General features: G+C 59.9%; 23 protein-coding genes and 2 pseudogenes. 9 read left to right on the forward strand and 16 right to left on the reverse strand.

Annotated elements, in window-relative coordinates:
* Positions 1-214: 214 nt before the first annotated feature.
* The 3 genes and pseudogenes from AC0L3L_RS32775 to AC0L3L_RS32785 form a co-directional block, all read left to right on the forward strand.
* Positions 215-453 (forward strand): annotated as a pseudogene (locus AC0L3L_RS32775) (calcium/proton exchanger); the annotation flags it as partial.
* A gap of 149 nt (positions 454-602) precedes the next feature.
* Positions 603-1,235, forward strand: coding sequence for a hypothetical protein (locus AC0L3L_RS32780; RefSeq protein ID WP_473641351.1), 633 nt, complete (start codon positions 603-605; stop codon positions 1,233-1,235).
* A 275-nt stretch (positions 1,236-1,510) separates the two neighbouring features.
* Positions 1,511-1,987 carry a histidine kinase gene (locus AC0L3L_RS32785; protein ID WP_473641353.1) on the forward strand — a complete coding sequence of 159 codons (477 nt, stop codon included), beginning with the start codon at positions 1,511-1,513 and terminating at the stop codon, positions 1,985-1,987.
* Positions 1,988-2,024: 37 nt separating this feature from the next.
* On the opposite strand, the gene ppk2 is transcribed toward AC0L3L_RS32785, so the two are convergent.
* Complete coding sequence (ppk2, locus tag AC0L3L_RS32790) at positions 2,025-2,858, reverse strand: polyphosphate kinase 2 (RefSeq protein ID WP_473641405.1); 834 nt, start codon at positions 2,856-2,858, stop codon at positions 2,025-2,027.
* A gap of 72 nt (positions 2,859-2,930) precedes the next feature.
* Positions 2,931-4,637 carry a SulP family inorganic anion transporter gene (locus AC0L3L_RS32795; protein ID WP_473641355.1) on the reverse strand — a complete coding sequence of 569 codons (1,707 nt, stop codon included), beginning with the start codon at positions 4,635-4,637 and terminating at the stop codon, positions 2,931-2,933.
* A gap of 272 nt (positions 4,638-4,909) precedes the next feature.
* Between AC0L3L_RS32795 and AC0L3L_RS32800 the strand changes: the two genes are divergently transcribed.
* The gene (locus AC0L3L_RS32800) at positions 4,910-6,460 is read left to right on the forward strand and encodes a CYTH and CHAD domain-containing protein (protein WP_473641356.1); all 1,551 of its coding nucleotides are present in this window, start codon (positions 4,910-4,912) and stop codon (positions 6,458-6,460) included.
* Between the two features lie 327 nt (positions 6,461-6,787).
* On the opposite strand, the gene AC0L3L_RS32805 is transcribed toward AC0L3L_RS32800, so the two are convergent.
* The 3 genes from AC0L3L_RS32805 to AC0L3L_RS32815 form a co-directional block, all read right to left on the reverse strand.
* Complete coding sequence (locus AC0L3L_RS32805) at positions 6,788-8,662, reverse strand: adenylate/guanylate cyclase domain-containing protein (protein WP_473641407.1); 1,875 nt, start codon at positions 8,660-8,662, stop codon at positions 6,788-6,790.
* Between the two features lie 343 nt (positions 8,663-9,005).
* Positions 9,006-10,055, reverse strand: coding sequence for a DUF2955 domain-containing protein (locus AC0L3L_RS32810; protein WP_473641358.1), 1,050 nt, complete (start codon positions 10,053-10,055; stop codon positions 9,006-9,008).
* Positions 10,045-11,169, reverse strand: a complete 1,125-nt coding sequence (locus AC0L3L_RS32815; RefSeq protein ID WP_473641360.1) for an HlyD family secretion protein — start codon at positions 11,167-11,169, stop codon at positions 10,045-10,047. The genes AC0L3L_RS32810 and AC0L3L_RS32815 overlap by 11 nt, the downstream gene beginning before the upstream one ends.
* Before the next feature lie 303 nt (positions 11,170-11,472).
* Between AC0L3L_RS32815 and AC0L3L_RS32820 the strand changes: the two genes are divergently transcribed.
* The gene (locus tag AC0L3L_RS32820) at positions 11,473-12,573 is read left to right on the forward strand and encodes an AI-2E family transporter (protein ID WP_473641362.1); all 1,101 of its coding nucleotides are present in this window, start codon (positions 11,473-11,475) and stop codon (positions 12,571-12,573) included.
* A complete protein-coding gene (locus tag AC0L3L_RS32825; RefSeq protein WP_258116371.1) occupies positions 12,570-13,013 on the forward strand; it encodes a potassium channel family protein in 444 nt (147 codons plus the stop codon). Before AC0L3L_RS32820 ends, AC0L3L_RS32825 begins: the two co-directional genes overlap by 4 nt.
* A gap of 831 nt (positions 13,014-13,844) precedes the next feature.
* Here the strand turns inward: AC0L3L_RS32825 and AC0L3L_RS32830 are convergent.
* From AC0L3L_RS32830 to AC0L3L_RS32880, 11 genes and pseudogenes are all read right to left on the reverse strand, one after another.
* The gene (locus AC0L3L_RS32830) at positions 13,845-14,054 is read right to left on the reverse strand and encodes a hypothetical protein (protein WP_473641364.1); all 210 of its coding nucleotides are present in this window, start codon (positions 14,052-14,054) and stop codon (positions 13,845-13,847) included.
* Positions 14,051-14,848 (reverse strand): DUF2092 domain-containing protein, encoded by a 798-nt coding sequence (locus tag AC0L3L_RS32835; RefSeq protein ID WP_473641366.1) that lies wholly within the window; start codon positions 14,846-14,848, stop codon positions 14,051-14,053. The genes AC0L3L_RS32830 and AC0L3L_RS32835 overlap by 4 nt, the downstream gene beginning before the upstream one ends.
* Before the next feature lie 165 nt (positions 14,849-15,013).
* Positions 15,014-15,334, reverse strand: coding sequence for a hypothetical protein (locus tag AC0L3L_RS32840; RefSeq protein WP_473641368.1), 321 nt, complete (start codon positions 15,332-15,334; stop codon positions 15,014-15,016).
* A gap of 237 nt (positions 15,335-15,571) precedes the next feature.
* Positions 15,572-16,408 carry a bile acid:sodium symporter family protein gene (locus AC0L3L_RS32845; RefSeq protein ID WP_473641370.1) on the reverse strand — a complete coding sequence of 279 codons (837 nt, stop codon included), beginning with the start codon at positions 16,406-16,408 and terminating at the stop codon, positions 15,572-15,574.
* Between the two features lie 61 nt (positions 16,409-16,469).
* Positions 16,470-17,486: a hypothetical protein gene (locus AC0L3L_RS32850; RefSeq protein ID WP_473641372.1), complete on the reverse strand. Its 1,017-nt coding sequence runs from the start codon at positions 17,484-17,486 to the stop codon at positions 16,470-16,472.
* Between the two features lie 16 nt (positions 17,487-17,502).
* On the reverse strand, positions 17,503-18,840 hold the full coding sequence (locus AC0L3L_RS32855; protein WP_473641374.1) for a Dyp-type peroxidase: 1,338 nt from the start codon (positions 18,838-18,840) through the stop codon (positions 17,503-17,505).
* A 15-nt stretch (positions 18,841-18,855) separates the two neighbouring features.
* Positions 18,856-19,428 (reverse strand): hypothetical protein, encoded by a 573-nt coding sequence (locus tag AC0L3L_RS32860; protein ID WP_123149399.1) that lies wholly within the window; start codon positions 19,426-19,428, stop codon positions 18,856-18,858.
* A gap of 784 nt (positions 19,429-20,212) precedes the next feature.
* Positions 20,213-21,313, reverse strand: a complete 1,101-nt coding sequence (gene ydiK / locus AC0L3L_RS32865) for an AI-2E family transporter YdiK (protein WP_473641376.1) — start codon at positions 21,311-21,313, stop codon at positions 20,213-20,215.
* Positions 21,314-21,458: 145 nt separating this feature from the next.
* A complete protein-coding gene (cax, locus tag AC0L3L_RS32870; RefSeq protein ID WP_473486791.1) occupies positions 21,459-22,547 on the reverse strand; it encodes a calcium/proton exchanger in 1,089 nt (362 codons plus the stop codon).
* Positions 22,519-22,866 (reverse strand): potassium channel family protein, encoded by a 348-nt coding sequence (locus tag AC0L3L_RS32875; protein ID WP_473641378.1) that lies wholly within the window; start codon positions 22,864-22,866, stop codon positions 22,519-22,521. Before AC0L3L_RS32875 ends, cax begins: the two co-directional genes overlap by 29 nt.
* A 64-nt stretch (positions 22,867-22,930) precedes the next feature.
* A pseudogene (locus AC0L3L_RS32880) lies at positions 22,931-23,339 on the reverse strand (aspartate-alanine antiporter-like transporter).
* 428 nt (positions 23,340-23,767) lie between these two features.
* Here AC0L3L_RS32880 and AC0L3L_RS32885 point away from each other — a divergent pair.
* Genes AC0L3L_RS32885 through AC0L3L_RS32895 form a run of 3 tightly spaced genes read left to right on the forward strand, consistent with a single transcriptional unit; the run spans position 23,768 to position 26,704 of the window.
* Positions 23,768-24,274: a hypothetical protein gene (locus AC0L3L_RS32885; protein ID WP_473641380.1), complete on the forward strand. Its 507-nt coding sequence runs from the start codon at positions 23,768-23,770 to the stop codon at positions 24,272-24,274.
* Positions 24,275-24,304: 30 nt separating this feature from the next.
* Positions 24,305-25,705, forward strand: coding sequence for a DUF3300 domain-containing protein (locus tag AC0L3L_RS32890; RefSeq protein ID WP_473641382.1), 1,401 nt, complete (start codon positions 24,305-24,307; stop codon positions 25,703-25,705).
* Positions 25,706-25,753: 48 nt separating this feature from the next.
* Positions 25,754-26,704, forward strand: coding sequence for a DUF2950 domain-containing protein (locus AC0L3L_RS32895; RefSeq protein ID WP_473641384.1), 951 nt, complete (start codon positions 25,754-25,756; stop codon positions 26,702-26,704).
* The last annotated feature ends 62 nt before the right edge of the window (positions 26,705-26,766 follow it).

Below are 26,766 nucleotides of genomic sequence, written 5' to 3' on the forward strand. Positions count from 1 at the left end.
TGCCATGGCCGCCCCTCGCCTCAGAGCAAGGGCCGTTCTCTCTCCAAAGCTTTTTGCAGAACCTTCAGGACACTATCTTTCGCTGCCTGATAGCTGACATTTTTGGCAACCAGCACTGATGGCTCGGAAGCCTGCTAGCGGGGTTGAAGCCATGGACCAGCCAGCGCTCGTTCTAAGACAAGCAGTATTTCGCTGATCGTATCCATGGCCCCCCTTGCTCAAAGAAATCCGTGACGATCCCGTTCTCTGGTTGTTGGCCTTTGTGCCTGCGGTGTTCGTCGCCCAGGCACTCGAGCCCGAAGCACACGCTGCTTTTTGTGCTTTCCGTGCTGGCGATCGTGCCGCTGGCCGCGCTGCTGAGCTACGCCACCGAGTCGGTGGCGACCAAGACGGGCGATACGGGTGGGCGGCCTTCTCAATGCGACGCTGGGCAACCTCACCGAACTGATCATCTACTCACTGGGTCTGGTATTCTCGCTTAAAACGCATCGGGAGTTTTTTCGGCGGCGGGGATCCCCATCCGGACGCAGGCGAATCGATGTTGCCGGCGCCCGTAGCTCTGGGGACGGCGGCCTGTCTGACCGTCAAAGGTTCGGAGCGGCTTGAGACAATTTGCCGGTCTCGGGAACAAATTTGGATCGACGACGTTTCTTCCAGTTAATGTCGACGTTTCGCATACGGCAAACATTGCCACCAGCGAGGACGCGATCATGAGGTTCCTGTCAGGCATAGCGACCTCCCTGGTCGCCACTTTTGCACTTACGAGCACTGTTCCAGTTGATGCCGCACCGATCTTCGTGCCCAGGGCACAAAGCGCGCAGTCCGATGTCATCCAAATTCGAGATGGCTGGTACAGGGGTTATCGCGGCTACCGCCACTATCGTCCGGGATACCATAGGCACAACGACTTTTGGTTCCCCGCCGGCGCATTTGTCGCTGGAGCGCTGCTCGGCAGCATGATCGCCAACAACAACGGCTACTACGGCGGGTATTACCGAAGCGGCTTCTACGGCGATCCGTATTACGGCGGACCCTATTACGGCAGACCTTATTATGGCAGACCTTATTATGGCGGATCCTATTATGGCGGATCCTATTATGGCGAACCGTATTACCGCGACCGGTATTACCGCAACCGGTATTATGGCGACCGGTATTATGGCAATGGGTATCACTCAAACAGGTCCTATCGCCCATGCTCGCCCCGGGAAGCCGATTCCGGTAATTGCTACTAGCGCGGCCTGTCGCGACACATTCTACCGCCTATCGCGAATTTGACCTTGATGTGCCCACATGGCATCATCGAATGGTAGCTGGACTGCGAAGACAAGACTTCTTGCCGCGGCGGCCGATCCCTTCAACGTGCGGCTGGCAGCCTGCCTCAGTCGACTACCCTGCTGATTTACGTCTTGCGGTTGGGTGGGCATGAATTGAGCCCAACGAACGAGATTGGCAAGACGTCGATCTGCCCCTGTGTTCTATTCTCGAACGGTTTCGAGTGGAGGAGAAAATGGCCAACATCAAAGACACAGCTTTAGACATAAATGTGGCGCCGCCGAGCGCTGAGCAACTGCGAATGGCTCTCCTAGAGGAGCAGATGGCGGAGGCAGACAAGGAAGAAAAGCTGCGAGCGCGGCAGAATGAGGAACTCACGAAGTTCACAAACAGCTTCCTAAAGGACCAAGTGAGTGATGATGAACTTGCAATGGTTCGCCGCCTCGTGATGAATGCCGTCAAGAATGGCAAGTACGAAGCACTAGTATACAGCTTTCCGTCGGACCTTTGCACCGACAGCGGCCGGGCTATCAACAGTGCTGATCCGCAATGGACTGAAACGCTACAGGGTAAGGCCAAGCAGTTGTACGAACGTTATGTTAAGAATGCGAAGCCGCAAGGTTACAAACTCAAGGCCATGATTATTAACTTCCCCGGTGGAATCCCTGGCGACGTCGGCTTCTTCTTAAATTGGGAGCCCGAAACCAAATAGGAACCGGTAATGGTTCTGAACTGCGTGTATAGCTGGGTCAAAGCACGTCCGGCACCACGTTGCGCGGAGTTGCATCGTCCACGAAGTCGTCGGGCCGCTTCTGGCGTTTGCTGAAGTTAGGTTTTTCGAACTCGACGCGCTCATAGGGGATGGAGCTCAGAATGTGCGAAATGCAGTTGATGCGCGCGCGCTTCTTGTCGTTCGACGGCACAATCCACCAGGGCGCATGCCTTGTGTCTGTTGCACGGATCATCTCGTCGTAAGCGCGGGTGTAATCCCACCAGCGCTTGTACGATTCGACATCCATCGGGCTCAGTTTCCACTGTCGAAGGGGGTCGTCGGCCCGCTGTCGGAAACGCCGCTCCTGTTCTTCCTCACTCACATCGAGGAAGTATTTGAGCAGCGTTATGCCGCTTTCGACCAGGGCGGTTTCAAACGTCGGTGCCTGTTCGAGAAAGCGCCGCGCCTGCTTGTCGCTACAGAAACCCATGACGCGTTCGACGCCAGGACGGTTGTACCAGGAGCGGTCGAATATCACGATCTCGCCTCCGGCGGGCAGGTGCTGGATGTAGCGCTGCATGTAGATCTGGGTCTTCTCCCGATCGGTCGGAGCCGGCAGGGCGACGACGCGGAACACTCGTGGGCTGACCCGCTCGGTCAGGCGCTTGATCACGCCGCCTTTCCCGGCGGCGTCACGGCCCTCGAAAATGATCGCGATGCGGGCACCAGACTTCTTCACCCAGGCCTGAAGGTGGGCAAGCTCAACATGCAACCGGGCGAGTTCCTTCGCATATTTTTTTCCTCCCGATTTCGCTTCCTCCGCCGGTTCGGATATCGTAGCCGCCGCCCTGTCTCTATTCTTCTTACTCATGTCTTCCTCCACTCCACTGGCACGCAGCCATTAAAATGACAGTTGGGTGACAGCAGGAGAGTCCCTGAACTGTCACGCTTGGGCCTCGAACGCATGATACGCCTCTTCGAGAATGTCGAAGACCATGTCGGAGCCAATGCGCTCGATCACGCCGGCGCGAACAAGGATATCGCGCGCTTCGGCGTGAAGCTCCGCTACGCCAAGCCTGATCCCGCGATTGCGCAATTCGTCACATAGCTCCTCCAGCATTGCCGCTGCCGAGCTGTCGATCTGGGAAATTGCACTTGCATCAATCAGCAGCCAGCGTGTGTCGGCCGGCAATTCCTCGGCAATGGACCGCAGCCGCGATGCGACGTAGTCGGTGTTGAAGAACAGCAGGCTGCCTTGAATGAGGCAAACGGCGAGGCCGGGCACCTGACGGGCCTCGGGCGTTCGATGCAGCTTGTAGAAGCCGCCACGGCCCGGAACGCGGCCGAGCATGGCGTCGCGGGGAAACATGAGCTTGCGCAGAACATAGACCAGTGTCGCACCGATCGCGATGACAACGCCGTTGAGGACGCCTAGGCTGATCGGTCCCCACATCGCAATGATCGCGAAGACGAACTCAATGCGGCTGACGCGCCAAATCTGCCGAAGGGCGGCGAGGTCGATCAGGTTGATGGCAGTTGCCGCTAGAATGGCACCGAGCGCGGGGATCGGGATAATCCTGAGGGCCGGCCCGAGAAACAGCAGTGTCGCGATCAACGTCGCGGCGGCCACAATACTTGTCACTTGCGAGCGCCCGCCAACGGTCAGGTTGACTGCCGTGCGCGAGTCGGAAGCTGTAACAGGGAAGGCGCCGAAAAGGCCAGCGGCTATATTCGCAGCACCAAATCCGATGAGTTCGCGGTTCGGATCGACCGGGTAGCCGCCCTTTGCCCCAAAGCTGCGGGCCGTAATAACGCCCGCACCGTAGCTCACGAGGAAGATCGCCGCAGCGCCCAGGGCCAACGTTTCGAACGGAAGGTCAGCGATCCGTGGCAACGTCAGCGAGGGCAGACCCGTAGGGATATCGCCGACCACAGCGATGCCGCGTCCTTCAAGGTCTAAGACCGCCGAAAGCACCACGGAGAGCACCACAACCAGCACTGGCCCGGGAACCGGAAAACGAATGATCCGCACGATCTGCAACAAACCGAACATCCCCAAGGCAAGCACGAGAGACGGCCAATGTATCGATCCGGCCTTGCGCAGAAGTTCGAGGACCGGTCTGAGCAGGCCTTCCGCCTCAATGTCCACCCCGGTAAAGCGATCGATCTGCCCAACCAGGATCGAAAACGAGACGCCGATGAAGAATCCCGTCAGGATGGGACGCGACAGGAAGGTCGCAAGAACGCCGAGCCGAAGCACCCACGCCGCCAAGCAAAACAAACCCACGCCAAGCGCGAGGATTGCAGCGACCGCAGTGCGGTCCACTGCAAGTCCGGCTGGTATGCTCGCTGTAACGGCGACCAATGCCGCCCCAAGCACCGTCATCGTTGCCGCGTCCGGACCGACTATGAGCTGACGCGAGGGGCCAAAGAACGCGTAGGCGATCAGCGGCGCTATGCTGGCGTAAATGCCGGTCTCAGGCGGCAGCCCCGCTATCGCCGGATAAGCGATGGCACTGGGAAGCCCAACTGCGGCAACGGCGAGCCCGGCGGAGACATCGCTTCGGATCCAGCCCGGCTGATAGCCTGAAAGGCTAGCGAGCACTGGGAAGCGCAAGGCCCGCCGAGTGGCGTCCTTACTAGCCGGCATGTATCAGCAACCTTTCCTTCAGCCAAAAGAGGCTGAACCCTTGTCGAAGAGCCGTCCACTGCATCATGAGCGGACCTCTACGGACGATCTCATCGGAGAAGAAAAGACGCTCCAGTGCTCAGTTTAATCCTCTCCGGCGCGCCATACAAGATCGGCCTCCACAACTGCCAGTCGTGCAGCACGCGACAGCTTCCCGTGCTACACCCTGCCGTCGCTTGCGGGTGCGTGGCGGATGCGTTAGGGCTGTAACAAAGCTGTCGCAAATCTGTCATATGCGCGAAATTGAGTTGAAATTTCTCCTCGACGAACTGACCTCGAGCGAGCTTTGGGGGCGCGCGAAGGCGCGGAAGCTGGCCAGCGGCAGCCCAAAAACGAGAACGCTCAGAAGCATCTATTTGGACACTCCCGAACACGCGCTGAAGAAGGCGGGGATCGCGTTAAGGCTCCGGCGCGACGGGCGGCGATGGATACAGACTGTCAAGACCAGGGCCGAGCTGCATGGCGGCCTCTCGCAGGTTGGCGAGGTGGAGAACCCGGCTCCGGGTGGGCGGCTGTGTCTCGAAGCGATTCCGGACGCAGCAGTCCGAGAGGAGGTCGTCCATCGCGTGAGTGGCGCGCCGCTTCAGCCGGTCTGCGAGACCGTGATCAGGCGCTCCGCCAGCGAACTTTCGCTTGACGACGGCACACGCGCGGAGTTGGCAATCGACGTCGGCGAAATCCGCGCCGGCGAGCGCTCGGCCAAGTTGCATGAAGTGGAGATCGAACTCATCGAGGGCAGCCCCGGCGGATTGTTCGACATCGCACAGGTGCTGTTTCCCGATGGCGGCTTGAGGTTTTCCCGGCTTTCCAAGGCGGCGCGCGGCTATCTGCTCGCCGAAGAGGGACGGATCGATTTGCCGCTTGCACCCCGAAACGCGGTAAACGTCGCGCTCGATCCGGCTCAGGTCGCCGAGCAGGCGGCGCGCGACGTGCTGCGCGAATGCCTCGACCAGATCGCCACGAATATCACGGTGGTTCGGCAACTGGATGACCCCGAGGGACCGCATCAGTTGCGGATTGGTTTGCGCCGCTTGCGCAGCGTGTATTCCGTCTTCGCCGCCGTGCTCAGGAGTCCGGAAACGGCACGTCTCAATGACGAGGCGCGCTGGCTTGGCCAGGAGGTCGGGCGCCTCAGGGATCTCGACGTGGTGGCGAACGATATCGTGCAGCGAGAGGCAGTGGCTCATCCGGATGAAGCCGGACTCTCCGCCCTTTCGCATGCGCTCTCACAGCAAGCGGCGGAGCTGCGCGAGCCCCTTCGCAAACTTCTGGCCGCCGGGCGCGTACAGGCGTTCCTGATCGATCTGGCGCGGTTCGTGGAGACCCGAGGCTGGCTCGTTCCGCAGGATTTCGACCAGACCGGACGGCTGGCGGCGCCGGTCGCGGAGTTGGCCAGCCAGGCGCTCGGCAAGCGCTGGAAGAAGGTTGGCAAGCGTGCACGCGGACTTGAGACACTGACAGTGGAGCAGCGCCACGAGTTGCGGAAGGAGCTAAAAAAATTGCGCTATGCGGTCGAGTTCTTCTCTCCCTTGTACCCGGCCAAGCGTGTCGATCCATTCCTGAAACGCTTGAAGAAACTTCAGACGGTCTTCGGCGATCTGAACGATGCGGCGACCGTCAGAACCATGCTGTCGGGAGCGGAAGCGCCCGGCGCTGGTGGTCCGGACACGCAGCGTGCCGTCGGATGGGTGATCGGGGCGAGCCAGGCGCGCGCCGAATTTGGCTGGGTCGGCGCAAAGGCCTTGTGGCGAAACCTCGAAGAGACCCGCGCCTTCTGGAAGTGACGGGCTGGTTTGTTGCCTGATGCTGCTATGTGGTAACTTTCCGAACACCGGCAAGGCCACAATGAGCAGCAATCGCAGCTTGATGCCGAACCGTACCTCTGACCGCCCGGCATAACGGGCTCTAGCCTAAGATAGGCACGTTCTCGGAAGACATCAGGCAACGGCGGCAATGAGGCGCGATCGCGTCATTGCTCGACGCGAAATCGTGAACCTCGCCTTTCCATTTTCCTGGCAGAAGGTCATGAAAGCCGTGGAAGGTCGTCGTTCGCCTTCTCGGGAAGACGGAGCGAGAAGCGGCAATAAGGAGGCATTTCAGTTCGCCTTTCGCTATCCCGCCAGTGCGAGCAGCTTCTGATAGCGGGGATGGCTACGGATAGGGTCAAGATCGGAATCGTTCTTGAACCGCAGCCTTAGGTCAGGCCCCACCTGCTGCAAGTACGTCTCCAGAAGGTCGATCGCTCGGTCGGGCTCCCCCAGCAACGAATAGACACAAGCAGCGTTGTAGCGAGCACCACTGTCGTCGGGATCGATCGCTAGCGCTCGCGCGAGCCATTCTTTCGCCTGGTCGCTTTCACCCAATGTCACGAGCGCAGCTGCGGCCATCTGTGCAGCCTTGGATTCTTCCGGATGCAGGTTGAGAGCCTCTTTGGCTCGCTTAAAGCCGAGGCGCGCATAAGTTTCCATTTCCTGAGTGCGCCCGAGCGATCGCAGGGTATTCAAGAGGAGACAAGGGGAAAGATAGTCGTCGGGCTTTAATTCCAGAGCGCGAATGTAGTGCTCCGCAGCCCTCTGGAAGTCACCTGCGGTCACACAGAAGTCCGCATAATGATAATGCGCTTCATGGCAATTGGGGTCGAGGGCAAGCGCCCGCTGGAAAGCGGAGGGCGCCTCGGCGCGGCGGTCGGCTACCATCAGGGCATAGCCGCGCGCGGCATGGGCCTCAGCTAGATTCGGGTCTATTGCCAGGGCGTTGTCAATGGTCGCCAGGATTTCATCGACGGGCATCCTGACGCCGTGCTTGGAATAGAGACGCGAATCGCAATCGGCGATGCCGGCATAAGCACGGGCATAGCGCGGGTCCAATTCGACAGCTCTTGCGAACATTCGTCGGGCAAGCGTCAGCGACGATCTTGTCCCTGAGTGAAAGATTTGGCGGCCTCTCAGATAATGAGTGTAGGCCTCGACGCTGTCGGTCGGCGACTGCTCGATTGTTTTCTTCTCCTGCGGCAGAAGCTTGACCTTGAGTTGCTCGACGATGGCGTGGGTGATCTCGTCCTGAACAGCGAAGATGCCAGAGAGGTCGCGGTCGAAGCGGTCCGCCCACAGGTGGCCGCCGGTCGAGCCGTCGATCAACTGGGCGTTGATCCTGACACGGTTTCCGGCCTTGCGGACGCTACCCTCGACCAGATACGCAACGCCCAGCTGCCTGGCGATGCCTTCCAGGTCGACGGCCTTGCCCTTGTAGGTGAATACCGTGTTGCGGCCGAGCACGAACAGGCCCGAAACCTTCGAGAGGTCGGTGATGATGTCCTCAGTGATGCCGTCGCTGAAGAATTCCTGCTCAGGGTCGTTGCTCATGTTGGTAAAGGGGAGGATCGCCACCGACGGCTTGTCGGAGCGCATCCGTGACTGACTGTCCGTCGCGGCCCGGGGGGCGCCATCCGCAGGTGGGCTCGCAAGATTGACAAAATAGACATGCACGGGCTGGACGATGTTCTTGACGGTCTTCTGACCCTGGTCGACGAATTCCAATTCGAGCTTGTGGCCGACCTGGTTGCGCACCACCGCCGAGCAGGCAATCCCGCCCGGGCGGGCAAGACCTTCGAGCCGTGCCGCCAAGTTGACGCCATCGCCATAAAAGTCCTCGCCGTCGACGATAATGTCGTCCAGATGGATGCCGATGCGGAATTTGATGTGCCGGTCCTCGGGGACGCCGGCATTGCGCTCGAGCATGCCGCGCTGGATTTCAACAGCACAGCGCGCTGCGTTGAGGACGCTGCCGAACTCGACCAGAAAGCCGTCGCCCATCACCTTGAAGATGCGCCCACCGTGCTTGGCGACGGTAGGATCGAAGAACTCACGGCGATGCTGGCGGAGCGCTTCCAAAGTGCGCTCTTCATTTGCCTCCATCAGCCGGCTGTAGCCAACGACGTCGGCAGCCAGTATGGCTGCCAGCCGACGCTCAACATACTCCTCGCCCATGGCTGTGCTGGTACCTCCAGGGTCCATTTCTACTAGCCTTCGCAATTATTGGCTAACGCTATCTAGAGGCCCGTGGATTGCACGTTTTGATCGACTTGCGCCGTTGGGCGCTCGAGTTCGAACGACTGGAGCGGGTCGACTCGAGCCCTTGCGCGAAGGTCAGCTTCGGAGAAGCGCCGGGAATGCCAAGAAATGGCGCGTCCTTCCTGTTCGCAGACCGGAAGAATTGTCCCTTGGACTAAGCCGCTCGCGGGGCAATGGCGCCCGTGGTGAGGGTGCAGCGTTGGCCCGAAAATGTCGAAGCCCAGGCTGAGCAGCCGCTTCGTACCCGAAGTGGCGCACGTCAGTCGCCGACAAGCGTTCGATCGCGACTGTCTTCCTGCCGAGGCCAAAGCAACGTTGTCATGAAGATCGCATAGGCGATGGCCACCAGTATGTAAGTGGCCCGGGTGGAAAAGGACTCGGCGGCAGACCCCGGAAGCGGTGACACGCCTGTTCCGAATACGAGGAGGAAGATCGTCAAGGCGCCAGCGTAAAGTTTGGCGGCCGGCGCACGCATGGCAGCACGACCGCCAAACACCAACCCGGCCAGCAGTACCAATAGAAAGAGGAAAATGTGGGACGGCCATACCTGAAGCAATCCGAATGCGACGGACCCGGCCAAGCCTCCAGTAACATTGGTTATCACGATCCCCAAGGCCGCGCGCGTGCTGGCTGCGACGTCGAATTGGGACAGCAGTGACACGACTGTTATCGGAATGACAATCGCCGTTGCCAGCCCTTCGCGTGTCAGACAGGCAACCACCGCGATCAGGAGTATGGCGGTGTTGGCGGCAGCGTAGCGTGCCGCATGCGGATATGTCGTCGCCGTCGCGGCCTTAAGGGCGGGGCTACCTCTGTCCGGGATTAGTACATGGGCCAGCCACATCAAAAGCATTCCGGTCACCACACTCTGAACCAGGATCATAAGAATGGTGTCGCCGAGATCCTCGTTCAGAATTGTGAGGAGCGGCACCATAACCGCTATGACCAGGACAAGAAAGATTGTGGGGCCGCCCTTGCCGTTCGCCTGCTGGTAGAAACATCCAAAGTAAATCAGCCCGAGCAGCAGCAGCAGAACCGGCGGCCGGTCGCCAGTCAGCACCGTTACGAATTGCAAAAGTGCTCCGACAACAAGAATGAGCACCGTGACTGCCAACGCCTTTTGCAACGGCATAGGGCGGGAACTGGAGATTAGAAACTGTGCCGCAAACAACGGCCCAAGGAAGGGGATGATAGCCCCCGAATAGACCAACCAGGAAAAGCCGACCGCAACGGCAAGCGCTATGCGCAGACCCTTGCGCCTTACATTAACGCGGTCCGCCTCGTACAAAAGATGCGTGTCAACTGACATAGGTAAGGATCGACAGAACTCGGATCCAGATGCTGCCGAGCGCATTGGTGACCGGGTGGTCCCCGGTATAGATCACCACATTCGCCTGCGAACCGTACCGCACGCCCTTGGGCCGCCCTTCGTCGAGAACCAGGCGGATGGGAAAGCTCTGCGGTGTTCTCACCCATCCAGTGTCTGTGGAAATCTTCGGCAGGCCCGTCGCTGGGTCGACGCTTCCCTGAGCCACCCCCATCCCGATGCCCTCAACGGTGGCGGCAAAAATCTGACCGGGGAGGATATCGAAAAACACCTCCGCACGGTCGCCTGCGGCAACCATCTCGAGGCTGTTTTCCTTGAACGCGGCCGTGATCCAAATCGTGCCGGTATCGATGAAGGTCATTGCACTCTCGCCAGCGCTGACCATGCCTCCGACGGAAAGCTGAAGATTGGTGACCACGCCTTCCGCCGGCGCTGAAACCGTCGTGCGCAGCAGATCAAGCTGAGCGCTTTCAAGCGCCGCAAGCGCCTCCTTCAACTGCGGATTGTCCTTTCCTGCGGGTCCAAGCTCCTCCTGAGCCCGCGCGAGGTCGGCTTCGGCTGCATCCACACCTGCATCTGCCTGAACCAGCGCGGCCGCGGCCTCATCATACTTCGCCTGGGCATAGACACCGCGCCTGACAAGTTCCATCGCGCGGGTGGCTTGATCCTGGACGTTGACGCGGACTGCCTTCGCCTCCACCACCCGAGCCTGGGCGACATCGACGGCCGCAGTCGAAGCGCCGATCGACTGACCTACCCCTGCAAGGCGTGCTTCCGCCTCCGCAACGGCAAGCCGGTACTGTTCCGGGTCCAGGCGAAACAGCATCTGGCCGGGCGTCACGGCGCTGTTGTCAGTCACGCCCACTTCAATGACCCGCCCGGTAACCTCCGGCGCTACGCCAACGACATATGCACTGACGGTCGCCTGCGAGGATGAAGGAGTGCGCCGCTCCATGAAAACCGTCACGACGAACAAAAGGAAAGCCACAAGCAATACGGTAATTGCGACCGTGCGCTGCGGGTTCCTCTCTTTCAGAGGCGCGCCCACTGCATTTGGAGAATGATCGCGAGAGGCTCCAGTTGCATCCGATGCCATGACGTTTCCCCTCTAAGATCACGGCCGTCGCGCCGCGGCTTTGCTTGCGCCGGCACCTGTGTTGGAATGGCAATTTAGTCCTCAGCTGTCGCCATCGCAACGGGCACCGATGCGATGCCTAATTCAAGGAATCCGTCCACATAACCGCGCCAGGCTGAGGCTCATCGGGCTTCTCAATGGCCTGTCCAAGGCGCCAGCGAGCATTTTTGCGGCTGTCTTGCAGGAAGGCCGAAACAGGTAAATAGTCAGGCGGAGCACGGAGCTACCTGGGAAATCCAGATGGCTGGGAAGGGGGGCAGCTACATGGACCCGAACGTGACAATCCCTGAGCGCCCACCGTCGCTCTTGAGAATGCTCGACGCGGTGCTTCAGATCGCACTTGTAGCCTTACTGATCTTTGCCTGTAGCCGCATCATATTGCCCTTTACTGGCATCCTGCTCTGGTCGGTGATCCTCGCGGTGATGCTTTATCCGCTGCACCGACGCTTGGTCCTCCGGGTCGGCAATCGCTGGTCAGCGATGTTGATCGGGTTGGTCAGCGTTGCGCTGATGCTGGTGCCGTTGGTAATGGTGGTGACGTCGCTTGGATCGTCCATTCTTGCGTTCGTCTCGGGCTTGCAAGACGGCAGCCTGACCGTGCCGCCACCGCCTCCGCGGCTCGCAGACCTGCCGCTGGTCGGCCAAAAGCTAACAGAGACATGGTCACTCGTGGCAACAAACATGCCTGCGGCGCTTGCCAAGTACGGCCAGCAGCTAAGCGGGATTGCAGCATGGCTGGCGTCGTTCGCGGGCGGTTTAGCCGCCGGTCAATTGTCTTTCGTACTTTCGTTCGCAGTCGCTGCCGTGCTCATCGCCTATAGCGACGGCGCTACCGAATTCGCCAGTCGCCTGTTGGAACGTATCACTGGCAGCAAGGCACAAGGCCCGCGGCTGGTTGAGATGACCGCCGCTACGATCCGCGGTGTGGCGGTCGGCGTCGTGGGCGTAGCGGTCATCCAGTCGCTGCTGATTGGGGCAGGCTTTTTTGCCATAGGTCTTTCATCGGCCGGTGTTTTGACGCTCGTGGTGCTATTGTTTGCCATCGTGCAGGTGCCGGCAGTGCTGGTAACACTGCCTGTCATAGCCTATGTTCTTGCGACCGAAGCGACCACGCCGGCGATCATCTTTTCGATCTGGACCGTCATTGCCGGGCTCAGCGACAACCTCCTCAAACCATTGATGCTCGGACGCGGACTTGAAGTTCCAATGCCGGTCATTCTCATTGGTGTGATTGGCGGCATGGTCGCAGACGGCCTTCTCGGCCTGTTTGTAGGCCCTGTTCTCCTCGCCGTTGGCTACGTCCTGCTCATGGAGTGGCTGCGGCATGGCCCGGGCGGGCCGCAGACTGACGATCCGTCGCCATGATCGCGGTTATTACACTCGGCCTGCTGGCGATGTTGGCATGCCTTGCACTTCAGGTGCTGGCATCGGTGTTCGCCGCGCGTTACTTCGCCCAGGCCTCGAAGCAACCGCTCGGCCCAAAGCCGTTGCGCGGGATTTTCCTGCAATTCTCGATTCTGATGGTGGTGCTCATGATCGGCAACATCGTCCAGGTTGCGTTTTGGGCATTGCTCTACAAACTGCTCGGTGCATTTGAGGACTTTGAAACGGCGATGTATTTTTCGGGCGTGACCTTCACCTCGCTCGGTTATGGTGACATCGTGCTAGATGGTCGGATGCGGCTGCTTGGACCGCTTCAGGCTGCCAATGGTCTGATGATGTTCGGGATCACCACGGCCCTCTTCATCTCCGCTGTCCAGCAGGTCACCGCCAAATGGATCGCCGCGCAGTCAACCCGCGCGTAGGCCAATTGTCCGGCGTCAGCAAAAGGTAAGCGGTGGATCACCGATCTCGACAGTAATATCTTACTAGCTGCATACCCCCCCTGCCGTATCGGGCCGTTTCCTGGCGCGGTGTAAGATCCCTTACTGCGTGAGGGACGCAGAGGTCGACTGGCAGGCTTGGACAAGGTCGCTGGCATGCTCGAACAACGCAACAGCCGACCAGTCGAAAATCATCCCGCGAGATCAATCCCGGAGACGTCGACGCGGACTCTCTGATGAGTATCCAGAGGGAGATGGCGCTGAAGCGCTGCCACAAGAAGTCGGAGATCAGATAGGTCGCGAAATCGCCCGGCCGGTTCCCTTCAACGATCCAGAAATGCGAGGCCTGCTGTGGATCGGCATCTACGCCCTCCTGCTACCGAAAATTGTCGCCGGGGTAGGTCGCGCAGCGCAAACTCTCGCCAGCAAATGCGGACCGGTCACGCTCGCCAGCACGCTTCTAAGGTATTGATCGTCCGGGGAGGTCCGGCGCTCGTGATAGCGGCGGCCGTAGGCTGGCTGGTTTTCGTCGGGCGGTCCAGTCAACCATGGTCGCGGTTGGTGGAAGGCCTCCTGCACGGCGTCACGGTTCTGCTAGTCTAGTAGCGGATCTTTTGTGGCAATTTTCCAAGGCCTACATCGGCTACAAGCTTGAAATTGCGTAAACGAAGGATGAGGCAAGTGTGGATGAGATGGCGCGCCGCGCCAGGCTTCGCGAGGATCGTGGTTGCTGTCACGTCCTTTTCGACCGTGACAGCAACCCGTTCTCCGAAGTCCGATCAGGACGCCGACCGCACTTTTTCGTTCAGGTCTTCAGCAGGTCACTCCGGCCGCGCAACGCCGCGCCGACCGCCTCGCCACCCCGGCGACGCTGACCGGCGTGAGCGGACGCCCGACTCTGGCCTCGGCTGTGGAGACAATGCCATTCGCGCCGGGGAACGTAAGCTGCAATGGGGCTTCGAGTCCCATGAACCCGACGGTGCCGGCAAGCAGCACAATTCTCAGTCTTCTTGAAATGGTCATTTGCTGCCTCCTGGCGAGAGATGTGCCGGCAACTCGTCGATGTCGGCTAGTTCCTTCAGATCGATCTTCTTGGCGCCGTCCGGCACCTTGAAGGCAAAATCGTCCGGTGCAACCTCGTCGCCGGTCTTCCAGTCCGTGATCTGAATGCTGTATTGCGGCGCCTGATCGATGGACTTGCTGGAAATGACATAGCGGCAGGGATAGGGATGCTCGCCCTGGGCGATCCAGATCTGCCAGTCGACCTCCTGCGTCCGAAACGCCAGGTGATCGCACTCCGTGCCGCCGATCACGCCGCTGCCGAGATCCTTGACATCGGTCACATCACGCATCAGCTCGTCATAGACGTTCGACAGCAGAAGGTCGGCGCCCGGGATCGGCCTCTGGTACTTGTCCCGCAGTTCATTGACCAGGTGGTCCAACGTGCCCGGGACATCGACCTGGGTGTACTGGTTGGCATCCTTGCCCAGCAGCGTCAGCGTCCTGCCGTCAAAGACCATCTCCACATTGGCGAACCCGCCGTGGCGGCTGCCGCGGAACTTGTCGGGCCGGGCGAGATCGACCGCGCCGGAACTCGCCAGCAGAAGCTTCTGGCCATCCTTGGTGACGACCTCGAGGTTGGTGTCGTATCCGAACGATATAGCCTTCTGCGCTGCGAGGTAGTCCGACATCGCCTTGAGCAGGTGCCTAGCCTCCGCGTCATCGGCACTGGCGGATCCTCCCAATCCAGTTGCAAGGACCAGCGCCGCGGCGGACACCTGAAAGGGCATTAAGAGGTTTCGTGACTTGCTTGTCATCGAAGGCGCTCCTCTGGCGTCCAGTGGGACGTGTCACTGCCGAGGGACCGAGGTTTGGCGCATTTCCTTCGGCACGGAAGGTAACTGACGATATCACAGGCAGGAACGGAGGTCAGCCGCTAATGTCGAGGCGGTTCTCGTCAGGGAACCGATGAAAACTCGACATCATCCGAAGGGCAAACCCGCGTCGCGGCTGTACGGCGGAACCGAATCCTTCGGCCGGTTCGGTCGCGCCATTTCCGGCATCATCTCGATCTTCTTTCGCTCGTTGCGGCGATTGCTCGAACTCGGGCGTATCTGCCAACTGACCGCGTGGTCGCGAGCGTCTTCATGGACGCTGCGTAGCATATCGCGCACCGGCGTTTTCAGACGCCAGCGGGTCTTGAGGTCACACAGGTGGCAGTCTCGTTTGCTGGCCCGGTAGTTCCGGTTCCCACCGCTCGCATTGTCCGCGCGCGGAACCGTGAAGTTGCGGCGATACTGCATGAGCAGCTTGCCGGCGGGACAGGTGAACTGGTTCTGGTCCGGATCGAAGATGAAGTCAGCGCGGCTGAAGGTCCCGTCATCGCGCTGACTCTTGTCCCAGACCGGAATGTGCGGCGCGATGTTCTGATCGACGAGCCAGCCGAGGAACCTGCCATCGCCGTAGGCGGTATCGGCGGCGAGCCGCGACGCGGCACTGCGGACGACCCATCGATCGCTGGGCGACCATGCCGTGTTGGCTCAACGATTGGCCAACGCACGAGAAAGCGGCATGAGGATGATCAATCCGACGATCGCGACAACAATTACCATTACGACCACTTGTGGGTCGCTGAAGCTTTGGTTCGCGACCACGAGTGCAGCGGCAATGTTGCGCTGGCTAGTACCGAGCGCCATGACCCGTCTCGTGTCGGTCTCAGGACCGCCGAGCAACCAGCCAATCCCAAAGCCCAATGCGATAAACAGAAGCCCTGCAAGAATTCCTCGTGTGCCGAAGACTTGTAGAACCTTGTCGATGTTCGCTGCAGTGATTAACAACATCAGCAGGATGAGGCTGATGTTGGAAATCCAGTCGAGCATGGGCTTCACCCGACTGGCCAATTCTTCGTATCGCGCCTTCAGGGCAAGTCCGATGGCGAGCGGGAGTAGCATGAGGAGAACGAGGGAGCGAGCAATGTTCCACGGATCAACAGTGACCCCCGGGAGCAGCAAGGGCATGACGACAGGCAGGTAAACGACCGTGACAACCATCAGAAGCACCATCGCGCCAACGGAGAACGCGAGGTTGCCCTTGGCAAGTTCGGCGAGCTTCGGCAAGAACGGCGCTCCCGCCGCGCACCCGAGTACCAACAGTCCGACTGCGAAGGGGTTATCGAGCCAGAGCACTTTCGCCAAGGCAAGCGCGCCAAGGGGCATCAAGACGAAATTGGCCAACAGCGCAAGCAGGACCAGACGGGCATTGCGCAGCGGTTCAACGATCTGCCGGATGGTGAGCCCCGAACCCATTGCCAGCATGCTTGAAACCACAAAACCAAGCATGGCCACAGTGACCGCTTTGTTCAACAAGTCCATCAGCATGGGCTGTCTCCGTACGGAGCCGCGTACGCGGTCAATGCCGTTGGCAACGACCGAGCGGCGCTTATTTCATCAGTGCGAGATTTCGCCAAAAGTTCGCCAGACTGTCCGTGCCGCCGAACAGGGTGGTGAAGTTCGTCGAGTCCACGAGCACGATGTCGCCGACGCGCTGCTGATTTGGCGGCATCCAGAGCAGGCAATTGAACTCAGTGTTGCCGGCTGCGGTGAAGGGATGGGGACGGTCGCGATCAATAGGCTGGCGCGCCAGCAAATGCACCGACTTGGTGTCCTTGGTGGTCAGCTCATAGTGCGGCAGGTGTGGATGGAAATTGAGTGTAGGGACGTTTTTGAGCAGACCCAGCTTGTCGATGTCCCGAAAGGCTGTAAGCGGTGCGATCTCCTTCGTGCCTTTGACGAGCGCTGGCCTGAGACCCCACATGTTATGCACTGGGACGTCGAGAGCCTTCATCAGCGAACGGGTATATTGACCGAAGCGTTGCTGGCGCGGCACGAGTGCATCGCGGTGGTGGCGGTATTCCATCTGGCGCTGCTCGAGGTCATCGGTGAAACCGACATCGTGGTGCGGCGCGAGCAGCAGGCAGGTGCCTTCGCGCTTGAGCCACTCGCCGATGGCGGCGACTTCCTCTGGCGCGGCTTCCTGCTCGGAGAGGATGTGGTCGAGTCCAAACACCATGAGCGTGTCGGTATCTGCCAGAATCCTTTCGTCGATCGGCAGCTTGAAACCCGCCTGGTCAATGCGCTGGAAAACGGCGACCGGGTGACCGGTGGCCTCGCCGGCAATCCGCTGGAAGCTGAGCGTGGAACGGTGGAAAAGCTCCAGCGTACCCGCAATCCCTTGTAGAAATTGTGCCGCGCTCCACTCCGGCGTCTCGTAATTCGGCCACAGGACGGTGCGGACTTCGGTCATCGTCGAGAAGCGGTTTTCCATCGCCGCAGGGTCGCGCTGGGATTCCCAAGGGTAACTCCACGTCCAGTAGATGCTCATGCGGCGTTTGCCCGGTGTGTATTTGCGGGCAATGTGCTCTTGGTTGTAGGTGCGAGCTGGTGGCAATGTGCTCATGGTCGTTCTCCCGCATTTATGGCTGGGCTGACTTGGCGTCGCCGAGCGCCGCGAGGTATCGAAACGCCTTAATACCAGGAAGGAAGAAGTAGGCGCCGCCCCTGAGGGTGGTGAATGCTGGAAGGCCGGTGATCTTTTTGCGGATTGGGCGTCTGGGGATTTTGAACTCGAGCGTACCGTCCTGGTTGCCGATTATCGGGTCGCGCTCATTGCCGAGTTCATGGAAGTTCTTGTCGTTGACCCACACGTTTTGTGCGAACTCGAACTGCCGGATGAGGCTCGCGCAGATCGCGAAAGCGGCAATGCCGCGCTCGGCCCCGTCTTCGGCAGCGCTCTCAGGCAGGTGAGGGCCATAGGTGGCGCCGCGGCGGATCATGCGGCGGCGGTTCATATTGGGCGCCGTGTCACGGGGATTCATGCGCCGCACGTGCGCGCCGAGCGGCACCGCATAGCCATGCGGGTCCATCTGTTTATAGTTGAAGTCGTTGTTTCGATGCGGATCCGCACCGAGCGCCGGATTATCCTTGTCGGGTGACAGCACCAACGGTGCGCCGCTGCGCCAACGGCCCATCAGCTTTGCCGCAATCAGCTCCTGTTCGTCGAGTGTCTTTCCATGCTCGCGCAGGAACTCACGAAAATTGCCGACATGCTCTTCCAGCCGGCGATAAGCCATGTAGCTGCCGTTGCGGGATAGAATTTCAGGTTGCGGCAATTTGGAGGGTGGTCCGTCTTCGTCCGGGTACCCTAGGATGAATTCGCCGGGTTTGAGGGGTGCCCCGGAGCCGGGTGTCGGGATCTCTCCGGTGCCTTCCATGACCGGCTCGCTGAGCCGGTCGCGGTAGCCGAAGTGATCATGTGCATGGTCGAATGGCGGCGTCGCCTCTAGGTCGAGCGTTGATAGCACCCCAACGCCTTCGCACCGTGCCACGAGGTTTGCATGTTCGACCTCACAGCGATCGCGCTCCTCGGCAGCGCGTGCAAACAAGATAACGATGGCGTGGAGATCCTGACTGGCAAGGCCGCCCACCCAGTTGTCAGGATGGTTCCGTCCGGTGTCGCCGAGCATCTCCGCGCGAGCGACCATGCCTTGCCTGAACTCGTCTGGGAACGTGGCGAGCGAAGCCGCGTCCAATCCGAGGGACCGCAATCCATTCCAGGTGAAGGCTACGCTCACCCAATGGTCGCCTATCTCTGTCGCCTCTCGGACCTCTGCGGCCGACTGCACCTTTTCAAGAATCGCGGATAGCCAGGCGCGTCCGCCCGCGGCGTTGCGAAATGAAAGGAATTCGTATCGCCCCGTGAGCGCGGGCACGCGCGTCAGCACGATGTGTTGGATGTCGTCGAATTCAAGCATGCGCCTGCGCCCAGTTCACTGCATTTGGTCGAGCGCGGTTGAGAATGCCGCTTTGAGCTTGAGTGCTTTCTTGATTTCTTCGCAACTTACATAGGGATGTTCGCTGTATTCGAGAAAGCTCGGCCAATGGTGGTCGCGGAAGAACTTGACGATCGACGCAGGATTTGTCGCGTAGTCCTCCGGCCAGCCTTCGAGGGCCTCAAAGGCAGACTGGATACCCGTCTTTCCGAACAGGAAAGAGGCGTCTTCGCAGTATTTGTCGAAGTCGGTGTCAAAGATGCCCTGATACATCATATAGCTCTCACCCTTGATGGTGAAGATCACCCATCTCAGGTAATGCGCTTGGAGTATGGCGAGGGTGGTAGGGTCGTTTGCGATTGCTTTCTCTATGACCTTGGCGTGGTTGTATAAGTGCTCTTCCCTTCCCGGGATGACCTTCGCGATGACGCTGAAGCCGTAGCAAGCCGGAGTCTGGGGAAAGACCGGACCGTATCTGCCTTGCTTAACTTGATCCTCGAAGAAGCCCCCTTTGGGAATCGCCATGGCCGCGGGCTTGGTCCAGTCGCCTTGCTTCGATGTGTCAGACATATCTTCCTCCTTCCATTCGCGCAGCTAGATTGTGATGAACCGAAGTTGCGTCATTGGCTGCGACAGTGGCGGTGCTCCATAGGTGATGACAATATCTACCTTCAACCGGCAGCCGAACTCGTCGCAAGTTCTGGCAAGCGCGCGATCCGGCCTTCCGCCGGCGACTTCGATATCAGTGGATTCGGTCCTCGGTTCAGCCGAAGCCGCCCCCGTTTGCAGAGGCAGCAACCAACGGCTTTGCGGCCGAAGGCGTAGCGGGACTGATAAGTCCCGATGGTCGGCAGTTTTTCCGGCGGCTGGACGCGGCATCGAGTAGGTGCAGCCGCAGGCTGCAAACCAAGGGGCGAAAGCCGTACTCTCCTGGTTCAGAAGGCCAACAATCATGATAGCCCAAAACCAGGCAGCTGGGAAGGGCAAGAGTGAACTTGCCGCGGCTTAGTAAGTGACTGGCCTATGTCTCACATGGGGATCACGACTTCCCTGGTCGTCGTATCGACGCTTCCGCCCAGCATGCCGTTCCTGTTCATCGGTGATCTGCCGACGTGCAATGCGCGTGTCGAACACGGTAGCCGTCACCATGCTGTTTTTGATCGGCGCACGGGTTGGCAAATGTATAGGCAGAACCTTGGCCGATGGCTCTGGCCATGGCGGTGATCGGTAGCGTCTTGGATATTACTACTATAGCGCTTGGAGGGTGAACCGCCCGCCGCGGCGACATCAAGCTCTAGCCGCCGATTTGGCCTTGGTGTGCCGCCCACCACAAAGCGCGCACGCGTAGCCGCCTTCATGGCGTTGCCCCAGGCGGTTCTTGATCATCACCGTCCCCTATCCACGTGTTGAAGAGCGTATAGGCGACCGCCAGAACCGTCGGGCCTATGAAAATGCCCAGTATGCCAAACGCTACCAGGCCGCCGATGACCCCGGCCAGGATAAGCAGCATAGGCAAGTCGGCGCCTCTGCGGATGAGAACAGGGCGAATAAATTGATCCATCGTCGCGGCGACGATGGTAAAGGCCAGCAACACCGTCGCCCAAAGCGTGTCGCCCGAATAATACATCCAGATCACTGCCGGAGCCATTACCAGGACCGGACCGAGCTGGATCAGACACAAAATGAAGATCAATGCCATGAGCACGGCGGCATAGGGCACGCCGGCTACGGCCAGCCCGATACCCGCTACAGCGCTTTGCGCAACGGCGGTAACCACTACGCCCAGGGCCACACTTCGGATCGCCTGGCCGGCTAGCTTTACCGCGGTCTCTCCACGAACGCCGCCCAGCCGGCGACCGAAGAGAATTGCGGTGGCGGCGGCCCGTTCACCGCCCGAATACATGACCGCGGCAATCGCGGTCGTCAGCAGGAAATGTATGAACATGCCACCCAAACTTCCGGTGGCTGACGCGAACCAGTAGGTCAGCGTTCCGGCATAAGGGGTCAGTCTTTGGACCAGTTCCTGAACGCCCGCCGAGTTCAGTTTCTCCCATGCTTCGGCAGCGCGTGCTCCAACCAGGGGCACTCCCTCCAGCCAGCTGGGTGGCGGTGGCAGTCGCATCGACAGGATAGTCCGGACCAGGTCGCCAACCTTGTCGATGTTCGCGATGACCGTGCTGAGCGCCAGCCAGAAGGGCACGATCACAAGCAGCAGCAAGGTCAGCGTCATGATCAGGACGGCAAGGCCGCGGCGGTTGCCGGTGTGGCGCTGCAACCAGAGCATGAGCGGCCAGGTGGCAAGCACCAACGTCGTGGCCCATACGATCGCCGGCAGAAACGGCTGCATCACCCAGACGCTGGCGATGAGAAGACTGCCGATGAACAGCACCGCCAGCGTCACGCGGGTGAGATCCTGACGAGGATGGACGAGGGGACGCGAACCGTCCGAATCCATTATCTGCCCGCCCAACGCCGCTCGCCTATCTTTCTCACGTCATGTTCTCCAAGTCCGCTCCTGGCGCGCCCAAACCTGCGGTCAGCCCATCCTTGGTGTTCACCTCTGGTATTCGCCCTGACGGAACCACGGCCCGCCTACCTGCCTAGATTTGCGGCGGTAGAAGATAGATCGTCATGGCGAAGATCAGATAGACCATCAGCAGCAGCACTCCGACGAACCATGCGGAACGTCCGCCATTGGTCATCAGGAACGCCGTTATCGTGGCAATAAGCACCATGACGACCGCGCCCGGCCAGAACAGAAGGTCCATCGGAGCAGGGCCAATGACATAGCTGAGGAGCACCATCATCGGGGCGACGAACAGCGCGATTTGTGACGCGGCCCCAAGCGCAATGCCCACGCTCAGGTCCAGCCGATTCCTCCGTGCGCCGGCAAACGCCGCCGCCATCTCGGCGGAACCGCCCACCAACGCAACGACGATGAACCCCACGAAGGCCGGCGTCATGCCGAACGCGACCGCAGCCTCCTGCACCGACTCGACGAACACTTCGCTTACCAGCGCAACAAGCACTGTCACCCCTGCCAACGTTCCGAGAGCCAGGCCCATCGGCCACGCTTCGCCGTCTTCCGCATGGGCCGTACCGCTGAAAAGTTCTCTATGGGTCTTCAGCGAGAAGACCAGGCCCATCGCGTAGGCGCCGATGAGCAGCACCGACAATCCAACGCTCAGCTTCTGCGTGAACGCGGACGTGACAACAGAATCGACTTGCGCCACCATGGACGGGGTCACCATCGCGATCGTAGCGAGGAACAGCAGGCTGGTTTGCAGCCTGGCGCTGACCCTGTTGTACTCCTGCACATGATACTTGATACCGCCTAGCAGGAACGAGGCGCCCAACATGAACAGAGTATTGACGACGATTGCTCCGGCGATAGAAGCCTTCACCAACGTGTACTGGCCGGCTTGCAGCGCAGCCAGCGCAATGACCAGTTCCGTCAGGTTTCCCAACGTGGCATTCAGCAGCCCGCCGACCGTATCGCCCGTCTTGGACGCGACCGACTCGGTAGCCGCGCTCAGCAAGGTGGCCAGCGGTACAATCGCCAGCACAGAGAGCACAAAGAGCAGCGTGTGCGCTTCCGGCTCCAATTGCCGGACGACGAATACCACCGGAACAAACGCCAAAAGCCAGAGAACGACGTTGCTACGGATCTCTTTGATCAAGGGGCCCATTTCCAGCCTCATTCAGGAGATTGCGGTCAGCCGCCCTCAGCGCCTGCACGGCGACCGCCGCAACGAGGCCTGTCATCACTATGCCGGCAAAACCGATTGCTATCGCCAGTAACCGCGTCAGAAGGTGTTTCGGCGTGAAATCGCCGTAGCCGATCGTGAGACCGGTCACGAAGGTGAAGTACAGAGCTTCGTCGACGCGCCAATTTTCAATACGCCCGATGATCAGCCCGCATCCCGCCATGGCGAGAAGGATGCCGGAGAAGATCGGCCAGACCACGCGAAGCTGCTGCACGAGCGCATAAAAGAAGCTGCGTCTCAACTGCCGCGATCGGGGCTTGCCGGGTAATCCTACTGCCACCGAAGTCCCTTTCTCAGGTCGGGTTTCAGTTCGCCATCACGCCCACGATCACCGTCCCCCAGGTTGTGAGCAGGATGTGGCCGATCGGAACCGCCGGCGTATAGCCAAGGACGGCAACCGGACTACCCGAGCGGTCCTGCACCGCCGCCATGCCGGCGGTCATGGTCTGCGCCCCAGCCAGTCCCCCGAGGAGCAGTATGGGGTTCATACGGAGCAGGTAGTGCCCGAGGTACAGTCCCGGCCCCACCAAAGAGAGGGAAGCGCATACGCAGATGCCCGACAACCAGTCCTGCCGGCAGCGCCTTCAGCGACGGAGAAATCGTGATCCCAAGCTGCCCAACGATGACGGCTGCAATGGGGGTCGCTGTCACCGCTCCTAAGCCGAGATCTTCATCCATAAAGGGGCAGAAATAATAGCAAATGGCTAGAGACATGAAGGTCAAGATTTCAGGACAGCTGCGAAGCGTGCTCACGAACCCATTCTACCACGATACCCTCCTGTTGCAGGTTCAATACTAGAACAAGCGGCCATAAGTTCTCCGATTGCTTCCGCCGCTAAGGTAAATTGTATGATAATTGTCCCAATGAAACCGCTGATTGTAATTTCAGTTAATTTGAAGTCGTACAATACACCCTTGCGTGCCTTATTTCAAGGTGTTATCATGGAACAACTGCATCGCTATGTTATTGAAGTCTCGATTTTTTTGACGTAGACTACTACTATGGTTACATTTTAACAACAGACGTGAGCGAGCGCGGAGGGACGATAATTCAAAGCTTATTTTAATTATGGTGTGTCTAAAAACTGCGCGAGAAAGTAGTTTGACAATAGAGAGTTGAGGGCCATTGAAGGGGTGTTCCTGTGGCGCATCAATTTTCCAGTGAGTTTGGCTCTGTTCCGAGCTTGAAGCGACGGCTCACCCCGTGTGACCGGTTAAACCATATCGATGCCGCGCAAACGGTTTCCAGTGCAAGCCATATTCGCGAAGGCTCCGACAGCGGTGGCGCGGCCGGAATGCCCGACCGATGCAGATCGGACGCGCAAGGACCGCCTCTGGATGTTCAGCCCAACGCGAATTCTGCGGCGTACTGCGGAACCCTCGATTTCGAGCTCTGGCTGCGCAAATGCCAAGGCGAGGAAATGGTTACGTGGCTGAAGAAGAATGTTCATTCGCTGGACCTGGTCTATCGCCTGGCGGAAAACCACTCGATCGTGCTGCTCAATGGCGGGGGTTTCGATGCTCCCAACTGGAGCGTGCGTGTCTCCTTCGTCAATCTCCAGGACGATATCCATGACGACATAGGTCGCGCCGTCCGCGCGGTTGGGCGGAGCTACGTCGACACTTTCAACACCGTGCAAAAGAAATAGCTCGGCGATCGCTACCGTAGGAGCAGCCAGATGACCCATTGTTCCAGGTTCGGCCTCGTTTCAGTCGGCCTTGCGGCCCTCCTGATGCTTTCGCCGGCGGTGGGTGCGCCAGCCTACGCACAAACGCCCACGCCCACTCCCCGACCGGCGGTCGACAGCGAACCGGCCGCCGCCACCGAGGAGCCTGCTCCTCTCACGCTCGACGAATTGAAGGTTCTGACCGCGCCGATCGCGCTTTATCCTGACGATCTCGTCGCGCTCACCATTGCGGCGTCGCTCTATCCGTTGCAGATCGTGCAGGCGGCCCGCTTTCTCGACGAAAAGGCGAAGTCTCCCGACCTCGAGCCTAGCGACAAATGGGATGGCAGCGTGATCTCGCTGCTCAATTATCCCGAGATCGTGAAGATGATGAACGACGATCTCGAGTGGACCGAGCAGTTGGGGGCCGCGGCCGCCAACCAGCAGAAGGATCTGCTCGTCGCCATCCAGCAGTTGCGCGACGAGGCGGTCGCCAAGGACTACCTGAAGACGACGGAGCAGGTGCAGGTTGTCAACGAAGGCGACAAGGTCGTGATCAGGTCTGCCGATCCGCAGACCGTCTATATCCCGACCTACCCCCCCGAAATGCTGTACGAGCCCGATTACGTCATAGCGGGCGACCCGATCTCCTACGACCCGTACCCCTCCTACTACTATCCCACGGCGCCCTACTGGGCCGCGCTTGCTACCGGTGCGATGTGGGCCGCCGTGGTCGACTGGGACGACTGGGGAACCTGGGGCGGCGACGTGGATCTCGACGTAGATATCGGCGACAACATCAATGTCGATTTCGACAATATCGACATCGACAATATCGACATCGACAGACTGAAGGACCTCGACCTCAAGAATATCGACCGCGACAAGATCAATCTCAAGAACGCCAACATCGACCGCGACAAGCTCAAGCAGAACCTGAAGAGCAAGGACTTCAACAACATTGCCAGCAAGGCCAAGGACCGTCGGGAGTCGGGCAAGGGCAAGCAGGCGCGGGCGCATGACCTCAAGGGCAAGGATGTCCGCAAGAACGTCGCCGAGGGTTTGAAGGACCGGCCGCAGGCCAAGCTGCCGAAGTCGGGGACGAAGCGGCCCGACGCAAAACGCGTCTCGGACCAGCACAGAAAGGCGAAGCCGGCGGTCAACAAGCCCGCGGCCAAGAAAGTCGCTCAGAAAAAGTCCTCCAGGAAAAAGCCGGCGGCGCGCGCCGACAATCGTCCGCGCAAGCCTTCGGCGATGGGAAATCCGCGGCCCGGCAGGGTTGCGACCAACCATTCGAACCGCGGCGCCTATAGCCGGGGTGGCGGCCAGCGCCAGATGAGCCGGGGCGGGGGCGGACGCCAGATGCATCGGGGCGGAGGCGGGCGAGGCGGAGGCGGGGGGAGACGCCGGTAGCAACCGCCGTATCGTGTGCGACATCCGGTTTATTTCAGGAACATGATCATGATCCGATACCTCATTACCGCAACTCTCGCACTTTCGCTCGCCGTTCCCGCACTTTCGGCCGGCGGCGCCCAGGAAGCACAGACCAGCACCACGCAGGATTTCGATGCCTTCATCGGCGAGACGCCCACGCCGTTCGCAACAGTCGACGAACTCGTCGAGGCGTTCCGCAAAGCGCTGGAGGAAGATGACAAGGAGGCCGTCGCCTCGCTTCTCGGACTGTCGCCCAGCGAAGTGCTGAAGTCGAAGGAAGTGGAGGCGAGCTTTCCGGAAATCCGCGAAGAGGCGGCGAAGGCCATCGCCGTCAAGGAACTGGCAACCGACCGCCGCTCGCTTCTTCTTGGTAACCAGGTATGGCCGTTTCCATTCCCTATCGTGCAGACAGAGGGCAAATGGGCGTTCGATACCATCGCCGGGCTGGAAGAAGTCATCAACCGCAGGATCGGCGAGAACGAGCTGACCACCGTCGCCAACCTGCGCGCCTACGTCGACGCCCAGGAGGATTACAAGGAAACCGACTGGGACGAGGATGGCGTCGGCGAATATGCTCAGAAGCTGATCAGCACGCCCGGGAAATATGACGGGCTCTATTGGCAACCCGGCGACGGCGTGCCGGAAAGCCCGTTCGGTTCGCTGATCAGCCAGGCCGAGTTGGCGACGGCCGCCGAGGACGGCTATTTCGGATACCGCTACCGCATATTGAACGGCCAAGGCGCTAACGTCGCCGGCGGCCAGTACGACTACGTCATCAACGGCAACATGATCGCCGGCTTTGGGCTGATCGCGATGCCTGCCGAATACGACCGCACAGGCATCATGACCTTCGTCGTAAACCAGTACGGCACAGTCTACGAAAAGGATCTCGGGCCCGATACGGCGGCGCTCGCCGAAAAGATCACGGCGTTCAATCCCGATGACGGTTGGGCCGTGGTCAACGATCCGGGCGAGTGAGCGGACCCATGCACATCCCGGATGAGTGTTTTGGGACTAGATGGCTGTCGCGTACTCTGCAT

The sequence above is a fragment of the Mesorhizobium sp. WSM4849 genome (assembly GCF_055811385.1).